We start from the raw sequence: 18,907 nt of genomic DNA, 5'->3' as shown, positions 1-18,907 counted from the left end.
CTCGCCTAGCCCGAAGGAATCCATACCGATGAACCGCATCACCCAGGCCCTGATCGTCGCCACCGCGCTGACCGCCATTCCCGCCGCCGCCCAGCCTGCCGGGCCCACCGTCCGTACCGATAACGGAGCCGTGCGCGGGCAGGTGGCGGACGGCGTCGAAAGCTGGAAGGGCATTCCCTTCGCCGCGCCGCCGGTCGGTCCGCTGCGCTGGCGCGCCCCGCAACCGGCCGCGAAATGGACCGGCGTGCGCGACGCCACGCAATATAGTTCGGACTGCATGCAGAAGCCGTTCCCGAGCGACGCCGCCCCGCTCGGCACGACGCCGGCCGAGGACTGCCTCTACGCCAATGTCTGGCGGCCGGCGGGCGCCAAGGGCAAGCTGCCGGTGCTGGTCTGGATTTATGGCGGCGGCTTCGTGAACGGTGGCGCCTCGCCGCCGACCTATGCCGGGGCGAACATGGCGAAGAAGGGCGTGGTGTTCGTCAGCTTCAACTACCGCGTCGGCCGGTTCGGCACCTTCGCGCTGCCGCAACTGACCGCGGCCAATGCCGATGGCGGGCGGCTGGGCAATTACGGGATCATGGATCAGGTCGCCGCGCTGCAATGGGTCAAGCGTAACATCGCCGCGTTCGGCGGCGATCCGGCGAACGTGACGATTTCGGGCGAGAGTGCCGGCGGCATTTCGGTCCATGCGCTGGTCACCTCGCCGGAGGCAAAGGGTCTGTTCAACAAGGCGGTGGTGATGTCGGGCGGCGATGCCAAGGCGTTCACCGGCAACACGCTGGCGGATGTCGAGAAGATCGGCGGCAACTTCGCCCGGACCAAGGGCATCGACCCCGCCGCCCCCGACGCGCTGCAACGCTTGCGGGCGCTGTCGGCGGAGGACGTGCTCGACGGGCTGAACATGGCGCAGATGTCCGGCCGGGCAGGCGCTCCACCGACCAATTCGGGCCCGTTCGTCGATGGCAAGGTCGTGGTCGACGTGCGCAAGGCGTATGAACAGGATCGTTTCGCCCGAATGCCGATGATGATCGGGGCAACCAGCGCCGATATCGGCGGCAAGAGCGGCTTCATGATCGCCGGCGGGCGCGAGGCTTCGGGGATGATCGCCGACAAGGGCGTACCGGTCTGGGGCTATCGCTTCTCCTATGTCGCCGATTCGATCGGGCAGGGCGGCGCGCAGCACGCGACCGACATCCCCTATTTCTTCGACAACACCGCAATCAAATATGGCGCGCAGACGACCGCGAAGGACGAGGGCGTTGGTGAGGCGATGAGCTGCTATCTCGCCAATTTCGTGAAGCGCGGAGATCCGAACGGCGGGACGCTGCCCAACTGGCCGCGCTATACCCGCGCCAGCGACACGATCGCCGACTTCGCCGCGAACGGAAAGGTCGTGGTCGCCCGCGATCCATGGGGTGCGGAGATCGACCGCGCGGCACAGGCGTTGGCGGCGGCCAAGGCATCGGGGCGTTACACCACGCTGACGACGCCGATCGGCGAGCTGCTCGACAATCCGGCGACCCGCGCCGTGCTCGAACGGCACGTCCCTGCTTTCCTCAAGAATCCGCAGCTCGACATGGCGCGCGGCACGACGCTGTACGGGCTGCAGACCTATCTGCCCGACCAGTTCACCGATCAATTGCTGGCGACGATCGATCGCGATCTCGCTACCGTTCCGGTCAAGAAGTAAGATGGCGAACAGGGGGAGAATTGCGATGCGCAGGATGATGATGGCCGCCGGGGCATTGGCGTTGGCGGCGGGGGCGGCTGTGGTCGCTGCCCCGCTTGCCGCGCGACAGGCGGGGGCGGCGGCGCAACCATGGATGAACGCGCGGCTGAGCGCCGAACAGCGCGCCGACCTGCTGCTGCGCGCGATGACGCTGGAGGAAAAGGCCGGGCAGGTCTCGCAGCAGTTCATGTTCGGCGCGTTCGAACAGTTCGCGCCGATCGTGAAGCAGGGCAAGGTCGGGTCGCTGCTGTTCGTCACCGACCCCGCCGTCATCAACCGGTTGCAGCGGGTGGCGGTCGAGGAGACCCGGCTGAAGGTGCCGCTGATCTTCGGTTATGACGTGATCCACGGCTTCCGCACGATCTTCCCGGTGCCGATCGCCAATGCCGCGTCCTGGGACCCGGCGGGCGTCGAGCGGGCGCAGGCCGTCGCCGCTGCCGAGGCGCGCGCGGTCGGCATTCACTGGGCATTCGCGCCAATGGTCGATATCGCCCGCGATCCGCGCTGGGGCCGCATCGTCGAGGGGGCAGGCGAGGACCCGTTCCTCGGATCGGCGATGGCGCGCGCGCAGGTTAAGGGGTTTCAAGGGCCGGCGATCGGCGCACCCGGCCACATCGTCTCCGGACCCAAGCATTTCGCCGGCTATGCCGCAGCGGACGGTGGGCGCGATTACGACAGCGTCTATATTTCGGAATCGCAACTCTACAACGTCATCCTGCCGCCCTTTGCCGCGGCGGTACAGGCGGGGGCGGGCAACGTCATGAGCGCCTATATGGACCTGAACGACGTGCCGGCGGTCGGCAACAAATGGCTGCTGACCGACGTGCTGCGCGACCAGATGGGTTTCGACGGCTGGGTCGTGTCCGATGCCAACGGCACCAAGAACCAGGTGATCCAGCATTTCGCCCGCGACGAGGCCGATGCCGCGGTGCGCAGCATCGATGCCGGCAACGACATGGAGATGTCGTTCGGGCCTGCCGCTTCGGCGGAGACGCTGGCGGCGTCGGTACGCGCCGGCAAGCTGACCGAAGCGGTGCTCGACCGCGCGGTCCGGCGTATCCTGATCGGAAAATTCCGCATGGGACTGTTCGAGCGCCCCTATGTCGATGAGGCGCAGGCCAAGGTGACGCTCGCCGACCCTGCCCATCGCCGCGAAGCACAGGCGGCGGCCGAACGTTCGTTCGTGCTGCTGAAGAACGAGGGCGGCGCCCTGCCACTGGTAGCGGGCGCGCACAAGCGTGTCGCGGTGATCGGGGCGATGGCCAATTCGAAACGCGACATGCTAGGCCCCTGGGCGTTCCAGTACGACCTGCCCGAAACGGTCACGGTGTTCGAGGGCGTCCGCGACCGGCTGGGCAGTGCCGCCACGGTCGAGACCGCGCCCGGCGTTCAGCTGAAACGCAACGTGCCCTCGATGTTCGAGGCGATCACCATTCCCGGCGCGGCGAAGCCCGAACCGCGCTGGGACGCGGCGCGTGCCGCCAGCGAATTCGACCGCGCGGTGGCGCTTGCCAAGCGCTCCGACCTGATCGTCCTGACGCTGGGCGAGGCGGAGGATATGAGCGGCGAGGGGGCATCGCGTTCCGACCTCAAACTGCCGGGCGACCAGTTGCGCCTGTTCGAGGCGATGCTGGCGACCGGCAAGCCGGTGCGGGTGGTGACGATGAGCGGCCGTCCGCTCGAACTGGGCACGGTGCTCGAGCGCGCGCCGGCGATCCTCCACGCCTGGTATGGCGGTACGCGCGGCGGCACCGCGATCGCGCGCACGCTGTTCGGCGACGTCAATCCCGGGGGCAAGCTGCCGGTGACATGGCCGCGCAGCGTCGGGCAGGTGCCGATCTATTACGCGCACAACACCACCCATGCGCCGAAGGATCAGGGCAAGCGCTATTGGGACATTCCGTCGACACCGCAATTTCCCTTCGGCTACGGGCTCAGCTATACGACATTCGAGATCGGTGCGCCGGTGCTCGACAGCGCGACCATGGCCCCGGGCGGACGGGTCGTCGTGTCGGTTCCGGTGACCAACCGCGGCACCCGCCCCGGTGACGAGGTGGTGCAGCTCTATATCCACCAGCAATCGGGCAGAGCGTCGCGCCCGGTTCGCGAACTGAAAGGGTTCGAACGCGTGTCGCTGCGCCCCGGCGAACAGCGGACGGTCCGCTTCGCGCTCGACGAACGCAGCCTGCAATATTGGAGCACCGCAGCCAAAGGCTGGGTGATCGATCCCGGCACGTTCGACCTGTGGGTCGGGGCAAGTTCGACGGCCGAAGCCCATGCGACCTTTATCGTTGGCGGCGCACCGCGCGCGGGCAGTGGTTGGGTTGCCGCGAAGAAGTGAGCGGACGGTCGGTGAGACGCAGCCTAGTGCAGCGGCCGAAGGCTGCGGGCCAGCACTACTCCGCCGTGCGGATGGCGCGTCTTTCCAGAGGAACATTGACCAGAACCGTTAGAGTTACTCTTGCTATAGCCTTGAAAATCAATAAGAAATGTATTTGACCCCATTAGTGAAAACCCGTTAAAGAACGACTAGCATGCGCACAGACTTATTAGAGCGCTTTCAGTAGTTTGTTGTGGCTGTACTCGAACGCATCGGCAAAATCCCGCCTGCCGAAGCCGACGAGGAAAATTATCGTGGCGCAAATAACATCGATATAGCAGCGCTGCATCGCAACGCATGGCCTCTGGCAAACTCCGACGGTTCACTTCGCCGAGTCGGTGTCCGCGTCGGAACGATGCTGAACGTACGTGATTGGCCTCATTCGCACTTCATCTGGCCAGCGAGACGCTTGGCATCTTCGACCGTAGCGCCGAGCGACACGAAAATGTCGATTACTGCCTCGCTGTATCCAAGGCATGCAGCAGCCTCTAAGACGTCCATCAAACCTGCGGACTTTGCAAGGCGCTTGGCCGTTTGGATATTCAACCTAAGCTCCTGAAGGACTTGGTACTTGCGTTCGTGACTTGTTGACCTTGGAGGCGGTGGGTGTCGAGGCTCACGTCGGGGACTTGCTCAGGATCTTGCCTGATATCCAGCATCGTCAGCTGAAGCAACTGGCGAAACGTTGCGAGGTCGCGTGACGATCAGCCTGCATTGTTGATGCGTTAGCCTAGCCTTACGAGCTGCTGGCACAGACTGGTCGGCTCGTGCCGTTAGGGGACGAGCCTCGGACCCAGGAACGCACGATGACATGTTCACGGAATCAGCTTTGGGCGATCCGACGTAGCCTTTGTTCCAGGTCTGTCGGCGATTGCGATTAACGCAGGCGCGTTGCAGCCTTCCAGTGCCGAAACCACGCCTGCAATAGCGAAGCCCAGTAGGTTGCTTAACGCCTGCATTCCTAGGTTTTGTGGACAAAGGTTAACGAGCGCCTGACTGGTTGATTCAGGGCTGCCTTTTTGGAGGCGGCATTGGGCGAGCGGATCGGGGTATCCGAGGATGAGTGGGCGGTGATCGGTCCACTGCTCTCGGCTGAGCGCGGTCGTGGCTGCCGGCCCGCAGGCGACAACCGGCCCTATTTCGAGGGCATGGTGTGGATGGCGCGGACAGGCGCGCAGTGGCGGCAGCTTCCGAGCGAATATGGCAAGTGGAACAGCGTGTTCCGGCGGTATCGCCGCTGGGTCGTGACGGGCGTGTTCGAAGCCATGCTGGAGACGCTCGCCGCCGTCGTGACACCACCGCCGACATGATCGACAGCACCGTCGTCCGGGCGCACCACCGCGCCGTCGGGCTAAAAAAGGGGATCAGGAGGCCGAGGGGCTTGGCCGTTCGTGAGGCGGCTTCACGACCAAGCTGCACGCCCGCTGCGATGGTCAGGGCCGACCGTTGTGCTTCGTCTTGACGCCCGGACAGGCTCACGATGTGAACGGCTTTGGACCGTTGTTCGGGATGCTGGCCGACCGGATCGAGGCGCTGCTTGCCGATAAGGGCTATGACGCCGACGCCATCCGCGCGGAACTTGCAAAGGTGGATGTCGAGGCGGTCATTCCAGCCAAGAGCAACCGCCGAACGCCGATCCCGCATGATCGCGAGAAATACCGCTGGCGTAATCTCGTCGAGCGCCTGTTCAACAAACTCAAGAATTGGCGTCGTGTCGCTACCCGTTACGACAAGACCGCGGAATCTTACCTCGGCTTCGTCGCGCTCGCGTCAGTTACGCTGTGGCTGCCCTTTGTCCACGCAGCCTAGTTCGCCTACAGCCAAGTGCAGGTGCTCGTACGCGATTTGGTCCTGCAGCCGTGTATTTGATCTCGACATAAGTCCAATAAGCGGTGGGGATTGCGCGTCCGGGATCCGAGATTGCCTCGCCGTTCGGCCAACGACGGAACGGAGCAGCCCACTAGACGTCGAGCTCTAGTACCCTAGAAAACGAGATGATCGCCTGCTTCTATGTGTCGGGTATCGATCACCTAGGATGAGTTTCTGATCGCACCGACGATCCAAAAGTTTTTGGAAAGGGCGGGGGCGGCCTCGTTCGAAATCGTTGCGGCGCAGCAGATGCCGTAGACGCTGCACTCGACCGGCATCCGGACCTAATCACCTCGGATGTCCGTTTGCTCGAAGGGGCCGGTCCAATGCGGTTCAGGAAATTCACAGCAAACCTGGGAAGGTGCCTGCAATCTTCATCAGCGCGACGCCCGAGGATTGTGAGCTCTGTAATCCGCCGGGATCGTGCATCCAAAGCCGTTGCATCGAGGTGGATTGCAGCGCGTTCTACTCAATGGCCTGACGATCGCGCCGTGCGCGAAGCCGTTCCATTCATGCGCAAGGGCAACGTGGACTTATCGAAGACGGCGTACCGATCCGGACGAAAGCCGGTTCAGCAGCTTTTCGAGTTCCGGTTTTCTCGCTAATTGCTAGACGATGCCGCCCGGGGGGCCGATGCGGCGTCGCTATGCAACCAGGACAACGGTACGGGCGGGGACGTGACGGAACAGTGTGATGGTAAGACGCATGCGAGCAGCATGGCGGAACTGCTGCGCGCGACGGATTGGAGTGCTACACCGCTAGGAAATCCTTCCTTATGGCCACATAGCCTTCGAACGGTCCTGGATGCGATGATGGCCTCAGGCCACGCCATGTGCCTTGCATGGGGGCCGTCGCGAACCTTCCTGTACAACGATGCCTATGTACCGATGCTCGGAGCACGTCATCCAAGGGCGTTGGGGGCTCGTTTCGAGGATGTGTGGCCGGACATCTGGTCCGAAATACAGCCGTTGGTAGACCGCACATACGCCGGCGAGACGTCGACCTTCGAGAACATGCCGCTTACGATGACGCGCAACGGCTATCCGGAAGATACGTGGTGGAGCTTCTCCTACTCGCCGGTGCGCGACGACGACGGCGCAGTCGCAGGCTTGCTCAACGTCACGCTCGAGACCACGGGCCGCGTGGTTGCAGAGCGCGAGCGCGACAAGGCCGTCCTACAGCTGGAGCGTAACGAGGCAAAGTGGCGAACTATCTTCGAAACCTTGCAGGAAGGTTTCATCCTCGCCAAGCTGCTGCGCGATGGTGAAGGCGCCGTCGTCGACTGGCGCTACGAGGAAGTCAACGACGCCTGGTACGAGCTGGTCGGCATCGAACGAGGATGCGTGATCGGCCGGACGATCCGGGAGGTTTTCCCCGGCATAGAGGACGGCTGGGTCCGGGATTTCGCCAACATCGCTGAGGCTGGGGAGCCGGTCCGCTTCACACGACAGGTCGGTCTGCTGTCTCGTTGGTACGATGGCGTCGGCCAATATGCCGGCGACGACCGTTTCACGATCATGTTCACGGACGTAACCGAACGTGTGTTGCGCGAACGTCGACAGACAGCGCTGATCGCGCTCTCCGATCGGCTGCAGGACGCGAATTCGGCTCAAGATATGGCGCTGGCGGCCAACGTGCTGGTCGGCGAAACGCTTGGCGTGCAGTTGGTGGGCTACGGTAACGTAGATGCAGACGCCGAGACGGTTGCAGTCGAACGCGACTGGACCATGGATGGTGCGACGACGCTTGCAGGGACGTTGCAGCTCCGCGACTTCGGCTCGTATGTCGACGATCTGAAGGCCGGACGGACCGTCGTGATCTCCGACTGCCGCGACGACCCTCGAACCAGCGACTTTGCTCGCGCTCTCGAGCAGCGCCATGCGCGCGCGTTCGTGAATACGCCGATCATCGAACGTGGTCGATTTGTCGGGCTTCTATACGTCAGTACGGGCGAACCGCGTTCCTGGTCCGAAGGTGAGGTCCAGTTCATCCGTGACGTCGCGTTCCGGGTTCGGCAGTCTGTGGTACGGCTGCGTGCGGACGAGCAGGAAAAGGTATTGAATGGCGAGCTGACCCACCGAATCAAGAATACGCTCAGCGTCGTGCAGGCAATCGTGACGCAAACCCTGGTCGGTAAGGCCGAGCAGCGCGCAATTGACGAAGTCAGCGAGCGGCTCAAGGCACTTTCAGCCGCTCACGACGTTCTGGTGAACCGGAGTTGGTCGGCGGCCGGTCTTCGTGAGGTCGCCGAAGCGGTGCTCCTGACTATCGCTCGAGGTCGCATCCTTCTCAACGGACCGGAAGTCCAGATCAGCTCGCGGACCGCGATGTCTTTGTCTCTTCTCCTTCATGAACTCGCAACCAATGCTGTGAAATACGGTGCTCTAAGCGTCCCGGAGGGACGGATCACAATTGCCTGGGCAGTCCGGGACGGCGAGAAAGGCTGTGTTCTCGACATGAGCTGGTCTGAACGCGGGGGGCCTCGAGCCTTGGAGCCTGAAAGGAAGGGTTTCGGATCACGGCTCATCCGCATGGGACTAACCGGCTCGGGAGGCGTTAAGCTCCGGTACGGTACGTTAGGTCTTACAGTCGAGATGAGTGCACCGCTGTCCCATGTGCAGCAGGGCTGAGGATGCGACGAAACGGATTTTATGAGTCAGCCACAGCCGATCGCGCGCCATCCGGTGCTTATCATCGAGGATGAACCAATACTTCGCATCGACGCAATCGACATGGTCGAACGTGCCGGGTTCGAAGCCGTCGAAGCAACCAGCGTCGATGAAGCCATCCGCATACTTGAATCTCGTGCAGATATCCGCATCGTCTATATGGACCTCGACATGCCCAGCGGCGTGAAGGGCATCGAAGTCGCCGCGGCGATCCGGGACCGGTGGCCTCCGATCGAAATCATCCTTACCGCTGCGAGTCATGCCAAAGCGAACCTCGATCTGCCGGTTCGCGCAGAGTTTCATTCCAAGCCGATCAGGCGTCGAGAAATCGTGGCGGCCATGCATCGGATGGCAAACCAAACGGCGGCGTAGGTTCAGCCTGAACCCTGCAGTTTCCCGACTGGCGTAGCACAGCGCCGTCGCTCCAGTTGGCAAGACTCCTGCGGTCGAGAATAAGATCCGTACTGATCCAGGCTCGTATCTGTCTGCAGGCAAACTGTATTAGTGCGGCGATGAGGCCGAGCGAACATGAAGGGATAAGAAGTATCGTGATACAGACGATGAAAGGAACCGGGGCTGAAGGCCGCGAGGCGGTCCGCATGTACTCCAACAACAACCTGAAGCAGGTTGACGGCGTAATACGCAATCTCGCGTTTGAAATTGTTTGCGAGAATTTTAAAGGAGTTAAGCGTTCTTAGCGTTGAACAGTAAGTTTGGCGTTTTGTAAATAGGTGCGATTTCTTCTATAGAAATGGTGATGCGGATATACTTATTGTCTTAGCGGTTAGAGTGAACTTTTTAAGCCTTGTTACCGATTAGTTCAGGATCGTCGAAAGAAAGTTGAGCGTTATATGGCTCGTACGATTTCGGTCGTTGAGAAGCGAACTTCTCCTTGCAGGACGATAGCGGCGTGAACTTCCAGACGGTCAATGTCCGAAGCAGATAATGCTACGAACAGGACAAGCGCTGAAGTCTCGACCATCAACGTTCGCTATCGTCGTAACCAGTAGTCGAATACATTCGGCAGGAATCCACCTCGAAAACGCTTTGATGTTCGTCGACTTCATCGCGGTAGAAGCCAAGTAACCGCTTCCATCTGATGACTGCTAACGCTGCGTTCAATGCGTTCAGATCGGCTACCTGCACCGCCGTGCGGTACGCATCGTCCGTCCCGCCGCGGCCCCCTGGCATGCAGCGCCGAGCGGTCTCCCGTCTGCCATTCGTACTGGTCGTCACGCGTACAAGGCCGGACAGGCCTTCCGAACCGATCTGCAGCCCGATGCCGGTATCGACGAACGGAACGTTGGCGGCTGCAAGTCGATCGCAGATCACGCGCTTGTGACCGATTTGATCGATACACAGGAAGACGAAGTCCATTCCGTCCAGCGCTCCGAGCCGCCCGCGCTGCATGCGTTCAGCATGCGGTACGATCCCACGGTGAACGCGCGAATAAATCGCCGCGAAGTGGTCCACCTTCGCGCGTCGAAGCGCAATCTCCTCTGGGCAGGCGGCTCCAGGCGCCCTGAAGGCATTGTGCTGGTCGAACGTATCGTCGTCGAACAAGTGAATCGACGCCACCGGCGTCTTCGCGACTAGATCCAAGACGTACGATCCGGTCCCGCCCAAGCCCACGATCGCGATTTTCAGACCCTCGAGACGCCGCGTCAACTCCTGCGTGCCGGCTCTGCTCGACGCAGTGTCGACGTACTGGAAGGGAGAGGCCGGATTGTAGTCTCGGCACACTCCACCGTTTCCTCTAGCCGTGCAGTGGCTATCAAGCAGGGTGGCATGCTTTCCCATCATATAGACGTACCCGGTGACAAGTTCGTGATAGTCGCGGAACTCGCGACCAAACGGCTTGTGACACAGCGTCATGTACGTGTCCGTAGACTGGGCCTGTCCGTAGATTTCGGCGATGTTTATTCCGGGAAGAGGTTCGCCGGTGGCGCCTACTGGGCGATGACCACGCCATCGCACCGCGTGTTCGCGCGGTGGAAGCGTGACGTCGCCTTCCATCCGAAGCGCCACTTCGAGCGTTCCGTAGGCTACGGTACGGTCGCTGGTTACATAGGGAATGCCCCGTACGAACAACGTGCCTCCGACGAGGGCTACGTCGTAGCCCTCGTCCCGCAGCCGTTCGAGATCGGCGCTACGATGCGATGGTGTGACCGACAACGAAGGTCTCCCCCTGTGCCACCGGCGTACGTTGATGATTCGTAAGCAGGCCCTCGGTCGCATGCAGCGGCCCGCCACGGTACGTGACGGTCAAGCAAGACCTTTCCGATCCGCTCATGTCCGGGAACGCCAGCCTGACGACCTCGTCGTAGCTGACACTTTCTCGCCTGATCACGTGACGTCGACCGTTCACAACTATCTCGCGGCTTCCGGCATCGGCATATTGTGCGATTTCACTGTGCCGTCCCCGCACGGGTACGAGCGTGCGTTCCTGATCCTTCATGCAAATGCTCCGTTCTATAAATCGGAAAGTGTGTGCTCTGCGCGCACGTCTAGTCGGCTGAGGCGTACGCTACGCTGAGAAGCTCTCGCGTCATCGCTTCGCGAAGATCGTCCGCATCGGAACGAGACAACCGGTCCCAAGCGCGCGAGCCGTCCTGCAGCATCGTCGCAAGCAGTGCCTTGACCTCGCCCGGTCCGACGTCCTGATCAGCCATCACTTCCAAGGCCGTTGCCAGCAGACGTGCCATTCTGGGAGCCCGATCTCGAGGAACCGCGATACCAACAGGAGTCAGTCGGGTATAAAGATCAGTCTGCAGCGCGTGCTCGTTCGAGGTCGCCACCATCCAGGTGACCGCACTGAGATCAAGGACGGCTCCCAACGATGCACAGAACCACCGCGCGCCGCTTTTCCGATCCAGCATGTCGGCCAGTTCTGTGGCAGTCCGTTCGGGCGCATGTTCGATGCCGAGCACTAGCACCAGCGGATTGGCGCAGCCGCTTGCGGCGACCGCTACCACCGGATCCGGTGGTAGCAGCAGATCAGGGCCGGGGAGATCGGAGCGACGAAGGTCATCTGGCCGTAGGTTCCCTGCGTCCATCACGAGAAGTGGAACGCCGGCCAGTCGGGCGATTCGACGCGCGACGAAATACGCCTCACTCGATGTCGCTCCGATGAGCGCCGTGGGCGGCAGCCAGAACCACAGGCGTCGCAATGACAATTGCCGGCGACAGGACTGTCCTAAAAGATCCGTCAGTCTCGGCAACCAGTCCATGGCCAATTGCGCTACGATGCCACATGGTCCTAGGCACTGTCCTCCCAGCAGGAGCAGCGGCCGCCCTAGATCGAATGCCGACGATCGTGACGCGCCTTGCGTCGCGATCACCATCGTAGCGATATCGGCGCCGTATCCGCCCCTTCTTGCTCCGGGGACGAATGGCTGCATGTCGTTCATCATTCCTCTCCCCGGTAGAAGCGCAACGGTCTGCGTCCGCCAGCGCCCAAGCCGGCGCGCTTGATCCTGATTTCCGTCTCCTGCATCTCACGAAGCAGTCTACGCTCGAGCCGCCCTGCGCCTTCTTCATCGAACATCGCGGCGAACGCTACGAACCGATGCCGCTGCGTACGAAACCAATCGCGGAACCGTTCCCGTTCCCACTTTTCGCGGAACCAGATAGTGAAGAAGGCTTCGTCGTGACCGCCCCTCCTCAGATCGATGCCGAACTGCCCGGCATCCTCGACAAGGTAGCTTTCGATCACTTTTTCCAGCTCCCGCTTGGTTCGATCCTCGTTGCGCTTCGCTACGAGTTCGGCGGCCCGCTTAACTCGGAGTGCCGAGATCCTGGCCTTCGCGACCTCAATCAACTGTCCAGGGCCAAGCAGACTGGTAAGCCGCCCCCACAATGGCCAGTCATTCCGATATCCCAACATCCAGTCGAACACGTTCTGAGCAAGGCGAGGGTTCGCGAAATCCTGTTCCCAGACCATCTCTTCGAGTGCGATTAGATCACCCGAACGAATTACCTTTACGAACCGGATCGACGTGCTTCCTTCATCTATGCGGGGTTCGAAATCAACGGTGATAGTGGTTGGCTCAGTCCCGACAGCATCAGGCCAGTTCGATGTGCGTTCCGAAAATTCATCATCCTGCATGCCGGTAATCTAGTGATCGGCCCAATCATCGCCAGCCGATTGGCGGAGCACGCGAGTGCCAACGAGGCGCACGAGATGACTGTTCGAATACGGCTTCGACAAGCTTCTGCGTTCTCTCAATCACAGTCCTGCCGATGTGGTAAGCTCCCCTCAAACACGCGAAGGTCGTCTTGGCGATACCGCAGCCGATAACTTCATTCCTGCGTTCTAGGCACCGTAAGTAACGACGGCCCTTTCCCCCGAGAAAGAAGAGCGTCAGGACATGCCAAGGATAGCCGCTACAGGCCGAGGTGGTTGAGGGGCATGCCGGATTGTACTGAAGCCGCACTGATTCGCACTCGGGCCGCGCCTTGGTTGTCGAGACAGAAGCGTCGGCCAACAGGCAGTACTATGTCGTTAACGCTCAGCTATATTCGCCCGTCACGCGGTCCGGCGAACGTGCCGACGTAACATCGTTTCGTCCTGCTCAGATAAAGATCTCGTACTCGAATGTTCGTTGTTGGCGGCCCGAATATTCTGTTGGGAATGATGGCGATCGACTTCGTCTCGGCCGTCCTGGTAAGGCGACGATGCAGGCGAGCGGGCGAAATATTCCATGCGCTATCGATGACGCCGTCCGCCATGTTGATTGAACCGCAGAATTGTCGATGCCATTGTTGCGAAAGGCCGCTGCAAAGGTTCCCTGGTACGGCTGGCCCAAGATCAGCTGCTTCACCAGCACGCTGGACATTCGTTTTGTACATTGCATCAGGGCTATCGCCGGTCCTCGGGAAGAAGAATAGGATGCATCTACCCGTCGGTTTGCCAGCCGTCCGCTTCCCGCACAATTTCTTTCACGTTTCGGCTGCTACTCCTCGGCACATAGTAAGGTTATATTGGCCCGACGGAAGGTGGCAACAATAAAAACAGGTATTTACTATCGTTTCCTGCCTAGGCTCAGGACTCATTGATTGATCCAGAAGATGACGGATGCAGCGAGAGCGATAGCGGACATGAAGGCGTGTGCGCATCGGTCGTAGCGGGTGTGGATGCGTCGCCAGTCCTTGAGGCGGCCGAACATGTTCTCGATCCTGTGTCGGCGTCGGTAGAGGGCAGCATCGTGCGGGATCGGCACCTTGCGGCCGTTGCGTGACGGGATGCAGGCAGCGGTGCCACGCGTGGCGAGCGCCTGACGGAGCCAGTCGGCATCGTAGCCGCGATCGGCCAGCAGCACCGGAGCGGGTGGCATCGCCTCGAACATGAGGGCTGCGCCTTTGTAGTCGCTCATCTGCCCTTCGGTGAGCAGCATGACGCGCGGGCGTCCTCGATCATCGCAGACGGCGTGCAGCTTGGAGTTCAGGCCGCCCCTGGTGCGCCCGATACATCGGGGAAGAGCCCCTTTTTGAGCAGACTGGCCGCCGTCCGGAGCGCTTTGAGATGCGTGGCATCGATCATCAACTGATCCGGTGGCCCACCTGCCGCCGCCAGTCCGGCAAAGATCCGGTTGAAGACACCCATCCGGCTCCAGCGGATGAACCGGTTGTAGATCGTCTTGGGCGGACCGTAAGCCGCTGGTGCATCCCGCCAGCGCAGGCCGTTGCGGATCACGAAGATGATCCCGCTGACGATCCGCCGATCATCCAGGCGTGGTACTCCATGCGACAACGGAAAATACGGCTCGATTCGCTGCATCTGCTTGTCCGTCAGCCAGAACAGGTCACTCATCGGCGGTTCCTCCACCGCCAATGAATCAACCAGCCACCTGTCACGCAAGCTATTTAATAGGTCCTGAGCCTAGTACTACTGCGTTGCGCCCCAGTCACGCTATTCTTAGAGTATCGTAGGTTTGTCCATGAGGATGTGATCCAAATCTACCTCATGATGTGAGCATACTCTGTTTCGGGTATGTGGAGGAATCATTCTCATTCTAAGCAATGAATAGACGGGATCGCGTCGATTTAGTTGTGCTATCATCGTACCTGTAGTATCGTATTCGAGTCGTTCAGTTATATACGTCCTCACTTTTGCGCATCCGTGCAGTAAGGGTTGAAATAGGGCGCTCGAAAGACGCGGTGATGGCGAGCGTTAGCGTCAGGCCTGTGACGTAGCTTGGCGCATATTGAATTTGTGAAGACAGCAGTGCCGTCCGACCCGTTCGAAGAGCAAGCCTTTTATATCCATTTTTGTCCGTTGTTGTTCGTCCTGTGGTGGCGCCCGGTAGATTGTTATCACGCCACAATATTCAGGCGGAGCATTCATAAATCAATAATGGACTACGGTATGGGCGTTAGTAGGCATTTTGGAATGTTAGTATCGAGCGTTAGCATGCGTAGATGCCCGTCCCGGTTTGTTTTGCGCAACCTGCGGTTCCGTTGATACTAACCGTCCATCGACGTTTAGCTGCAATGTTATTATTCAGGAGACACTTTATGCCAACGGCTACTAGCGAACTACGCTTCTGGATCGATGCCGCGCTCGAGTGCAATCGTCGTGATCATACCCCTTCATTCGGACCAGGTGATCAAAGGGGGCCGTATTTTTCAGCGCGGGCTTTGGGGATGGCGACCGCCGCCCTTCAGTGCGCTTACGCCGGCAACGGCTTAGGCGCTTTGTACAAGGTCACTGGTACAGGTCCTTTCGCAGGTGGCGATAAGGCGCTCCGTGCGGCAGCGGCTTGCCATCAGCTTCTCGCGCGCCGCTACCCTAACCAGGCCCGCATCCTGTATCCGTTATGGGAGACTTGGCTTGACCTGTTTCGAAACGGCGCAAGCGGACCGGAAGAAGTTGAGGGACGGGGCATTGGCGATCTCATCAATGGCCTAACAAACCCGGCAACACGCAATGGCATGTCGGTCGAACTAAACGATCGTGAGATCGCGAAGGCCGAAAGGCCATATGAGCCCAAGGCACCGTACGACCACAACCGGCCATTCAACTCACCCAACCAAATGTTCGCCGGCGACGGTTGGGGTGACGCCAAGCCGTTGAAGGCAACGCGGGTCGCGCCGTTCGCGCCGCCAGCGGGCCGGACGGGGCCGGCGCCGGGAGATTTCGATGGCAACCATTCCCAGTATCAGCAGGAGGTTGCTCTGGTAGCCGAGAAGGGCGGGTTCCAGCGCGGCACGAGAACAGGACAGGAGGAGGTGACCGGCGTGTTCTGGGGCTACGACGGCCCTCCGGAAATCGGGACACCGCCGCGCCTCTACATGCAGGTGGCGCTCGCGATTCTCGACCAACTGCACGCCAAGAACCCAGTTTTGAACACCGACGAAGAGCTACTTGCTATCGCTGGCGTAGGTATCGCGATGGCTGATGCAGGCATCGACGCATGGCATTACAAATACTCGCCCGACCATATGCTCTGGCGTCCTGCCCTTGGGATCCCTCACGCCGGACGGCTCGGCTGGTTACCTTACGGAAGGCCCGATACCAACGGCACCGGCGTCGCACTGACACCCGACTTTCCCGCCTATCCCTCCGGCCACGCAACGTTCGGCGCCGCGGCCTTTCACCTGTTGCGATTGTTCCTCGTTCAGCAAGGTGCTGCGCAGTTCAATGCGGACGGAACCGACACGCTTCGGTTCACCTTCGCCTCAGACGAGTATAATGGTCGAAATGTCTGCCCCCAGTCAGGTCTACCTCGCTCGCTCATCGCGCGCACCTACGATTCACTTTGGGCGGCCATCATAGACAATTCGATCAGCCGCGTATTCCTTGGCGTGCATTGGCAGTTCGATGGCGTGACGATCGCATCATCGTCCGGGGGCGATACGGATGGCGAGTTTGGCGTGCCGCATAGCCCGCAGGACCTTGGAAAGCGAGGTGGCGTATGGCTCGGCGTACAGATCGCGAACCAAATCGCTCCGTCGCTAGGCGTTACGGCAGCGACAATCGACGCTTCCCGAAGCTAAGGTGGTGAATTATTTAAATCGGCAGAGGACAATGAAGCGAGACAGGAAAGGGTGAGAAAGGGACAGTAGAGTAGCAATCGCAGCAATGTGCACTTCTAGCGGTTATCGTTCCCGTTACAAGTGTGCCACATGTCTGCGCTCCCCGTTCCCAGCTAGGGTTCACAACTCGACTGCGTTTCCAAAGAAACTTTTTGAATAAGGCAACGCAAGTATCCTGCTGCTATACCCGAGGTGCCAAAACCTGTTTCAACAAGCGAATTACTCGTTCTGCGCTGTACGGTTTCATGCAATTGATGGCGGCAGGATACCGTAGCATCGCATCGTAGTTATCGTACCCACTTGCGAATATAAACGGTATCTGACGAGCCATGAGTTCGTCAGCTACTCCGAAAGCATTCTTACCGCCCAAGTTCAGGTCGAGAATAACTGCGTCAATCTTGACCGTATTCCGGATCTTGTCCAAAGCGGACTCAGAAGATCCTTCAAGACCGATCACGATCGCGCCAGCGTCTTCGAGCTCGATTTGCAGGTCGCGCGCAAGCAAATACTCGTCCTCAACGACGAGAATGTGACAGTCACTAAGTGGCATGGGTGACCTCGATGCGTTCGTAGCTTGATACCGGAATCTTGATGAAGCAACAAACGCCTTCCGAGCCCAACACATATTTGGTTTTAGCATTTAGCTGGTGCGGCAAAGCGTTCTCGATGAGCGCACGGCCCTGGCCTGTGCCTCGTAAACTTTGCTCAGTGACAGGCATGACGACGCCAGTTTCGATCCAATCTATTCGTAGCCAAGGCTCTTCTGAGCCTTCGGCTTCCAATTTCCAGCTGATAGCAAGCTTGGCGTCATGTTGACCGAGTGCCCCGTATTTTACAGCGTTGGTCGCCAGCTCATGTAAGACCATCGCCAGGATCTGTACTGTGCTTGATCGCAAAGCGATGTTGTCAGGTCCAGCGAACGTAACGCGCCTATGTTCGTCAGTCAGCGCGCCTACTGCGTCCAACTCCCCTAGCAAAAGGGTCTCAAAGCTGACGCGGTCATCGTCGCTCAAGCGTGACAGAAGCCGCTGCGTCCGGGCTAGTGCTGCTATTCGATCTCGAAATTTTGGCTTGAAATCCGCAAGTGTGTCGCTGGAGCGCATGGTTGCGTCGGCGATCGAGCGCACCAGGCTCATCAAGTTGAAAGTACGATGCTGCAACTCCGCGACTAGAACCTGCTGACGCTCCTGCAATTGACGCAAGTCCTCAATATCGGTCGAGGTGCCCAGCCACTCGACAATCGTGCCGGTCTCGTTGCGCACGGGTGCGGCGCGCGTCTGAAACCAGCGGTATCGCCCCTCCTTGGCAGCATAAATCCGGTATTCTGCCGAGAAGTCAGCTCGTTGGATCGCTTCGTGCCAGGACGCGCGCGCGGCCTGCCGATCATCCGGGTGCACTGCTTGTAGCCAGCCCTGCCCAAGGCCCTCGTGCTTTTTCTGGGAAGTAAGTGCGCGCCACTGCGGGCTAGCCCAGGTCCACCAACCCTCGCCGGTCGCTCGCCAGACGAGTTGCGGCATGCCCTGTATCAAAGTTCGGAGACTTTCCTCGCTCTCCGCCAGTTTGCTCCGAGCCGCTTCTCGACCCGCAACAGCGCGAGCCCGGTCAATGACCGGGCCAAGCGCCATCGCATAGGTCTTCAGGAAATCTACATCGTCCTGACCGAACTCGCGCAGCTCGCGGGCATCCACCTCTAAAACGCCCCACGGCACACGGCCAGGCAGCAGGATCGGGACGTTGACCAGGGCAACGACACCGTGATCGCTTAGGAATGGTGCGAATGTGAACCGAGTCTCTCGCGTGATATCGTTGCAGATGACCGGTTGCGCCATTTGAACCGCGAACGCCTCTGACGAGCGGTCAGTAAGGTTGACATGCTCGTGACCAACGACCCCGGGCCGCCAGCCTACGCCGGCACGGACAAACCCAACTTCCTTGCCGGGGAATATTTCAATCACCTTCGCAAAATCCACGCCCAATGCGGACGCAATTAGCCGGCAGCTTTCTTGCAGGACCTCGTCAAGCCCTTCGTTGTCTAGAACGAAATCGCCGAATTCAGCTAAAGCCTGCTGACGCTTAAGGGAATAGTTCGAACTCGCCATTACCCCACGCTGCCTGATGGTTCATGTGATACGCAAGGAACGTGTAACGCGAAGCGCTAGAATGCCATTTTTCGTGAATTACATGCAAGTGATATTTCTTGCATTCGCACGAATTATTATG

General features: G+C 60.2%; 15 protein-coding genes. 7 read left to right on the top strand and 8 right to left on the bottom strand.

What is annotated here, in order from left to right; translation table 11 throughout:
- Positions 1-28: 28 nt before the first annotated feature.
- Both ACTHQV_RS16630 and bglX read left to right on the top strand, forming a co-directional pair.
- A complete protein-coding gene (locus ACTHQV_RS16630) occupies positions 29-1,693 on the top strand; it encodes a carboxylesterase/lipase family protein (RefSeq protein ID WP_440491854.1) in 1,665 nt (554 codons plus the stop codon).
- Between the two features lie 25 nt (positions 1,694-1,718).
- Positions 1,719-4,073, top strand: a complete 2,355-nt coding sequence (gene bglX, locus ACTHQV_RS16625) for a beta-glucosidase BglX (RefSeq protein WP_440491853.1) — start codon at positions 1,719-1,721, stop codon at positions 4,071-4,073.
- Positions 4,074-4,490: 417 nt separating this feature from the next.
- Here bglX and ACTHQV_RS16620 read toward each other — a convergent pair whose 3' ends face one another.
- Positions 4,491-4,658 (bottom strand): hypothetical protein, encoded by a 168-nt coding sequence (locus ACTHQV_RS16620; RefSeq protein ID WP_440491852.1) that lies wholly within the window; start codon positions 4,656-4,658, stop codon positions 4,491-4,493.
- 524 nt (positions 4,659-5,182) lie between these two features.
- On the opposite strand from ACTHQV_RS16620, the gene ACTHQV_RS16615 reads away from it, so the two are divergent.
- The 4 genes from ACTHQV_RS16615 to ACTHQV_RS16600 all read left to right on the top strand — a co-directional run bounded on the left by ACTHQV_RS16615 (position 5,183) and on the right by ACTHQV_RS16600 (position 9,022).
- Positions 5,183-5,422 carry a transposase gene (locus ACTHQV_RS16615; RefSeq protein ID WP_440491851.1) on the top strand — a complete coding sequence of 80 codons (240 nt, stop codon included), beginning with the start codon at positions 5,183-5,185 and terminating at the stop codon, positions 5,420-5,422.
- Positions 5,423-5,558: 136 nt separating this feature from the next.
- A complete protein-coding gene (locus ACTHQV_RS16610; protein ID WP_440491850.1) occupies positions 5,559-5,921 on the top strand; it encodes an IS5 family transposase in 363 nt (120 codons plus the stop codon).
- A gap of 776 nt (positions 5,922-6,697) precedes the next feature.
- On the top strand, positions 6,698-8,611 hold the full coding sequence (locus ACTHQV_RS16605) for an HWE histidine kinase domain-containing protein (RefSeq protein WP_440491849.1): 1,914 nt from the start codon (positions 6,698-6,700) through the stop codon (positions 8,609-8,611).
- 21 nt (positions 8,612-8,632) lie between these two features.
- A complete protein-coding gene (locus ACTHQV_RS16600; RefSeq protein WP_440491848.1) occupies positions 8,633-9,022 on the top strand; it encodes a response regulator in 390 nt (129 codons plus the stop codon).
- Between the two features lie 609 nt (positions 9,023-9,631).
- Here ACTHQV_RS16600 and ACTHQV_RS16595 read toward each other — a convergent pair.
- The 5 genes from ACTHQV_RS16595 to ACTHQV_RS16575 form a co-directional block, all read right to left on the bottom strand.
- Positions 9,632-10,825 carry a ThiF family adenylyltransferase gene (locus tag ACTHQV_RS16595; protein ID WP_440491847.1) on the bottom strand — a complete coding sequence of 398 codons (1,194 nt, stop codon included), beginning with the start codon at positions 10,823-10,825 and terminating at the stop codon, positions 9,632-9,634.
- Positions 10,800-11,108 (bottom strand): multiubiquitin domain-containing protein, encoded by a 309-nt coding sequence (locus ACTHQV_RS16590; protein ID WP_440491846.1) that lies wholly within the window; start codon positions 11,106-11,108, stop codon positions 10,800-10,802. Before ACTHQV_RS16590 ends, ACTHQV_RS16595 begins: the two co-directional genes overlap by 26 nt.
- A gap of 49 nt (positions 11,109-11,157) precedes the next feature.
- On the bottom strand, positions 11,158-12,060 hold the full coding sequence (locus ACTHQV_RS16585) for a hypothetical protein (protein WP_440491845.1): 903 nt from the start codon (positions 12,058-12,060) through the stop codon (positions 11,158-11,160).
- On the bottom strand, positions 12,060-12,758 hold the full coding sequence (locus tag ACTHQV_RS16580) for a hypothetical protein (RefSeq protein ID WP_440491844.1): 699 nt from the start codon (positions 12,756-12,758) through the stop codon (positions 12,060-12,062). The genes ACTHQV_RS16585 and ACTHQV_RS16580 overlap by 1 nt, the downstream gene beginning before the upstream one ends.
- Positions 12,759-13,701: 943 nt before the next feature.
- Positions 13,702-14,462, bottom strand: a protein-coding gene (locus tag ACTHQV_RS16575) for an IS5 family transposase (protein WP_440491843.1) whose coding sequence is annotated in 2 segments (ribosomal slippage) — positions 13,702-14,129 and positions 14,129-14,462 — 762 coding nt in all. Because the reading frame shifts where the segments join, the coding sequence is not laid out codon by codon here.
- Between the two features lie 833 nt (positions 14,463-15,295).
- On the opposite strand from ACTHQV_RS16575, the gene ACTHQV_RS16570 reads away from it, so the two are divergent.
- Positions 15,296-16,648: a vanadium-dependent haloperoxidase gene (locus ACTHQV_RS16570; protein ID WP_440491842.1), complete on the top strand. Its 1,353-nt coding sequence runs from the start codon at positions 15,296-15,298 to the stop codon at positions 16,646-16,648.
- 220 nt (positions 16,649-16,868) lie between these two features.
- On the opposite strand, the gene ACTHQV_RS16565 is transcribed toward ACTHQV_RS16570, so the two are convergent.
- Together ACTHQV_RS16565 and ACTHQV_RS16560 are read right to left on the bottom strand one after the other, a co-directional pair.
- Positions 16,869-17,237, bottom strand: coding sequence for a response regulator (locus tag ACTHQV_RS16565; protein WP_440491841.1), 369 nt, complete (start codon positions 17,235-17,237; stop codon positions 16,869-16,871).
- Positions 17,227-18,786: a PAS domain-containing protein gene (locus tag ACTHQV_RS16560; protein WP_440491840.1), complete on the bottom strand. Its 1,560-nt coding sequence runs from the start codon at positions 18,784-18,786 to the stop codon at positions 17,227-17,229. Before ACTHQV_RS16560 ends, ACTHQV_RS16565 begins: the two co-directional genes overlap by 11 nt.
- Positions 18,787-18,907: the final 121 nt, after the last annotated feature.

It is taken from the genome of Sphingomonas sp. SAFR-052 (assembly GCF_051965015.1).
Lineage (GTDB): Bacteria > Pseudomonadota > Alphaproteobacteria > Sphingomonadales > Sphingomonadaceae > Sphingomonas.
This window is presented reverse-complemented; position numbering and strand designations above follow the sequence as displayed.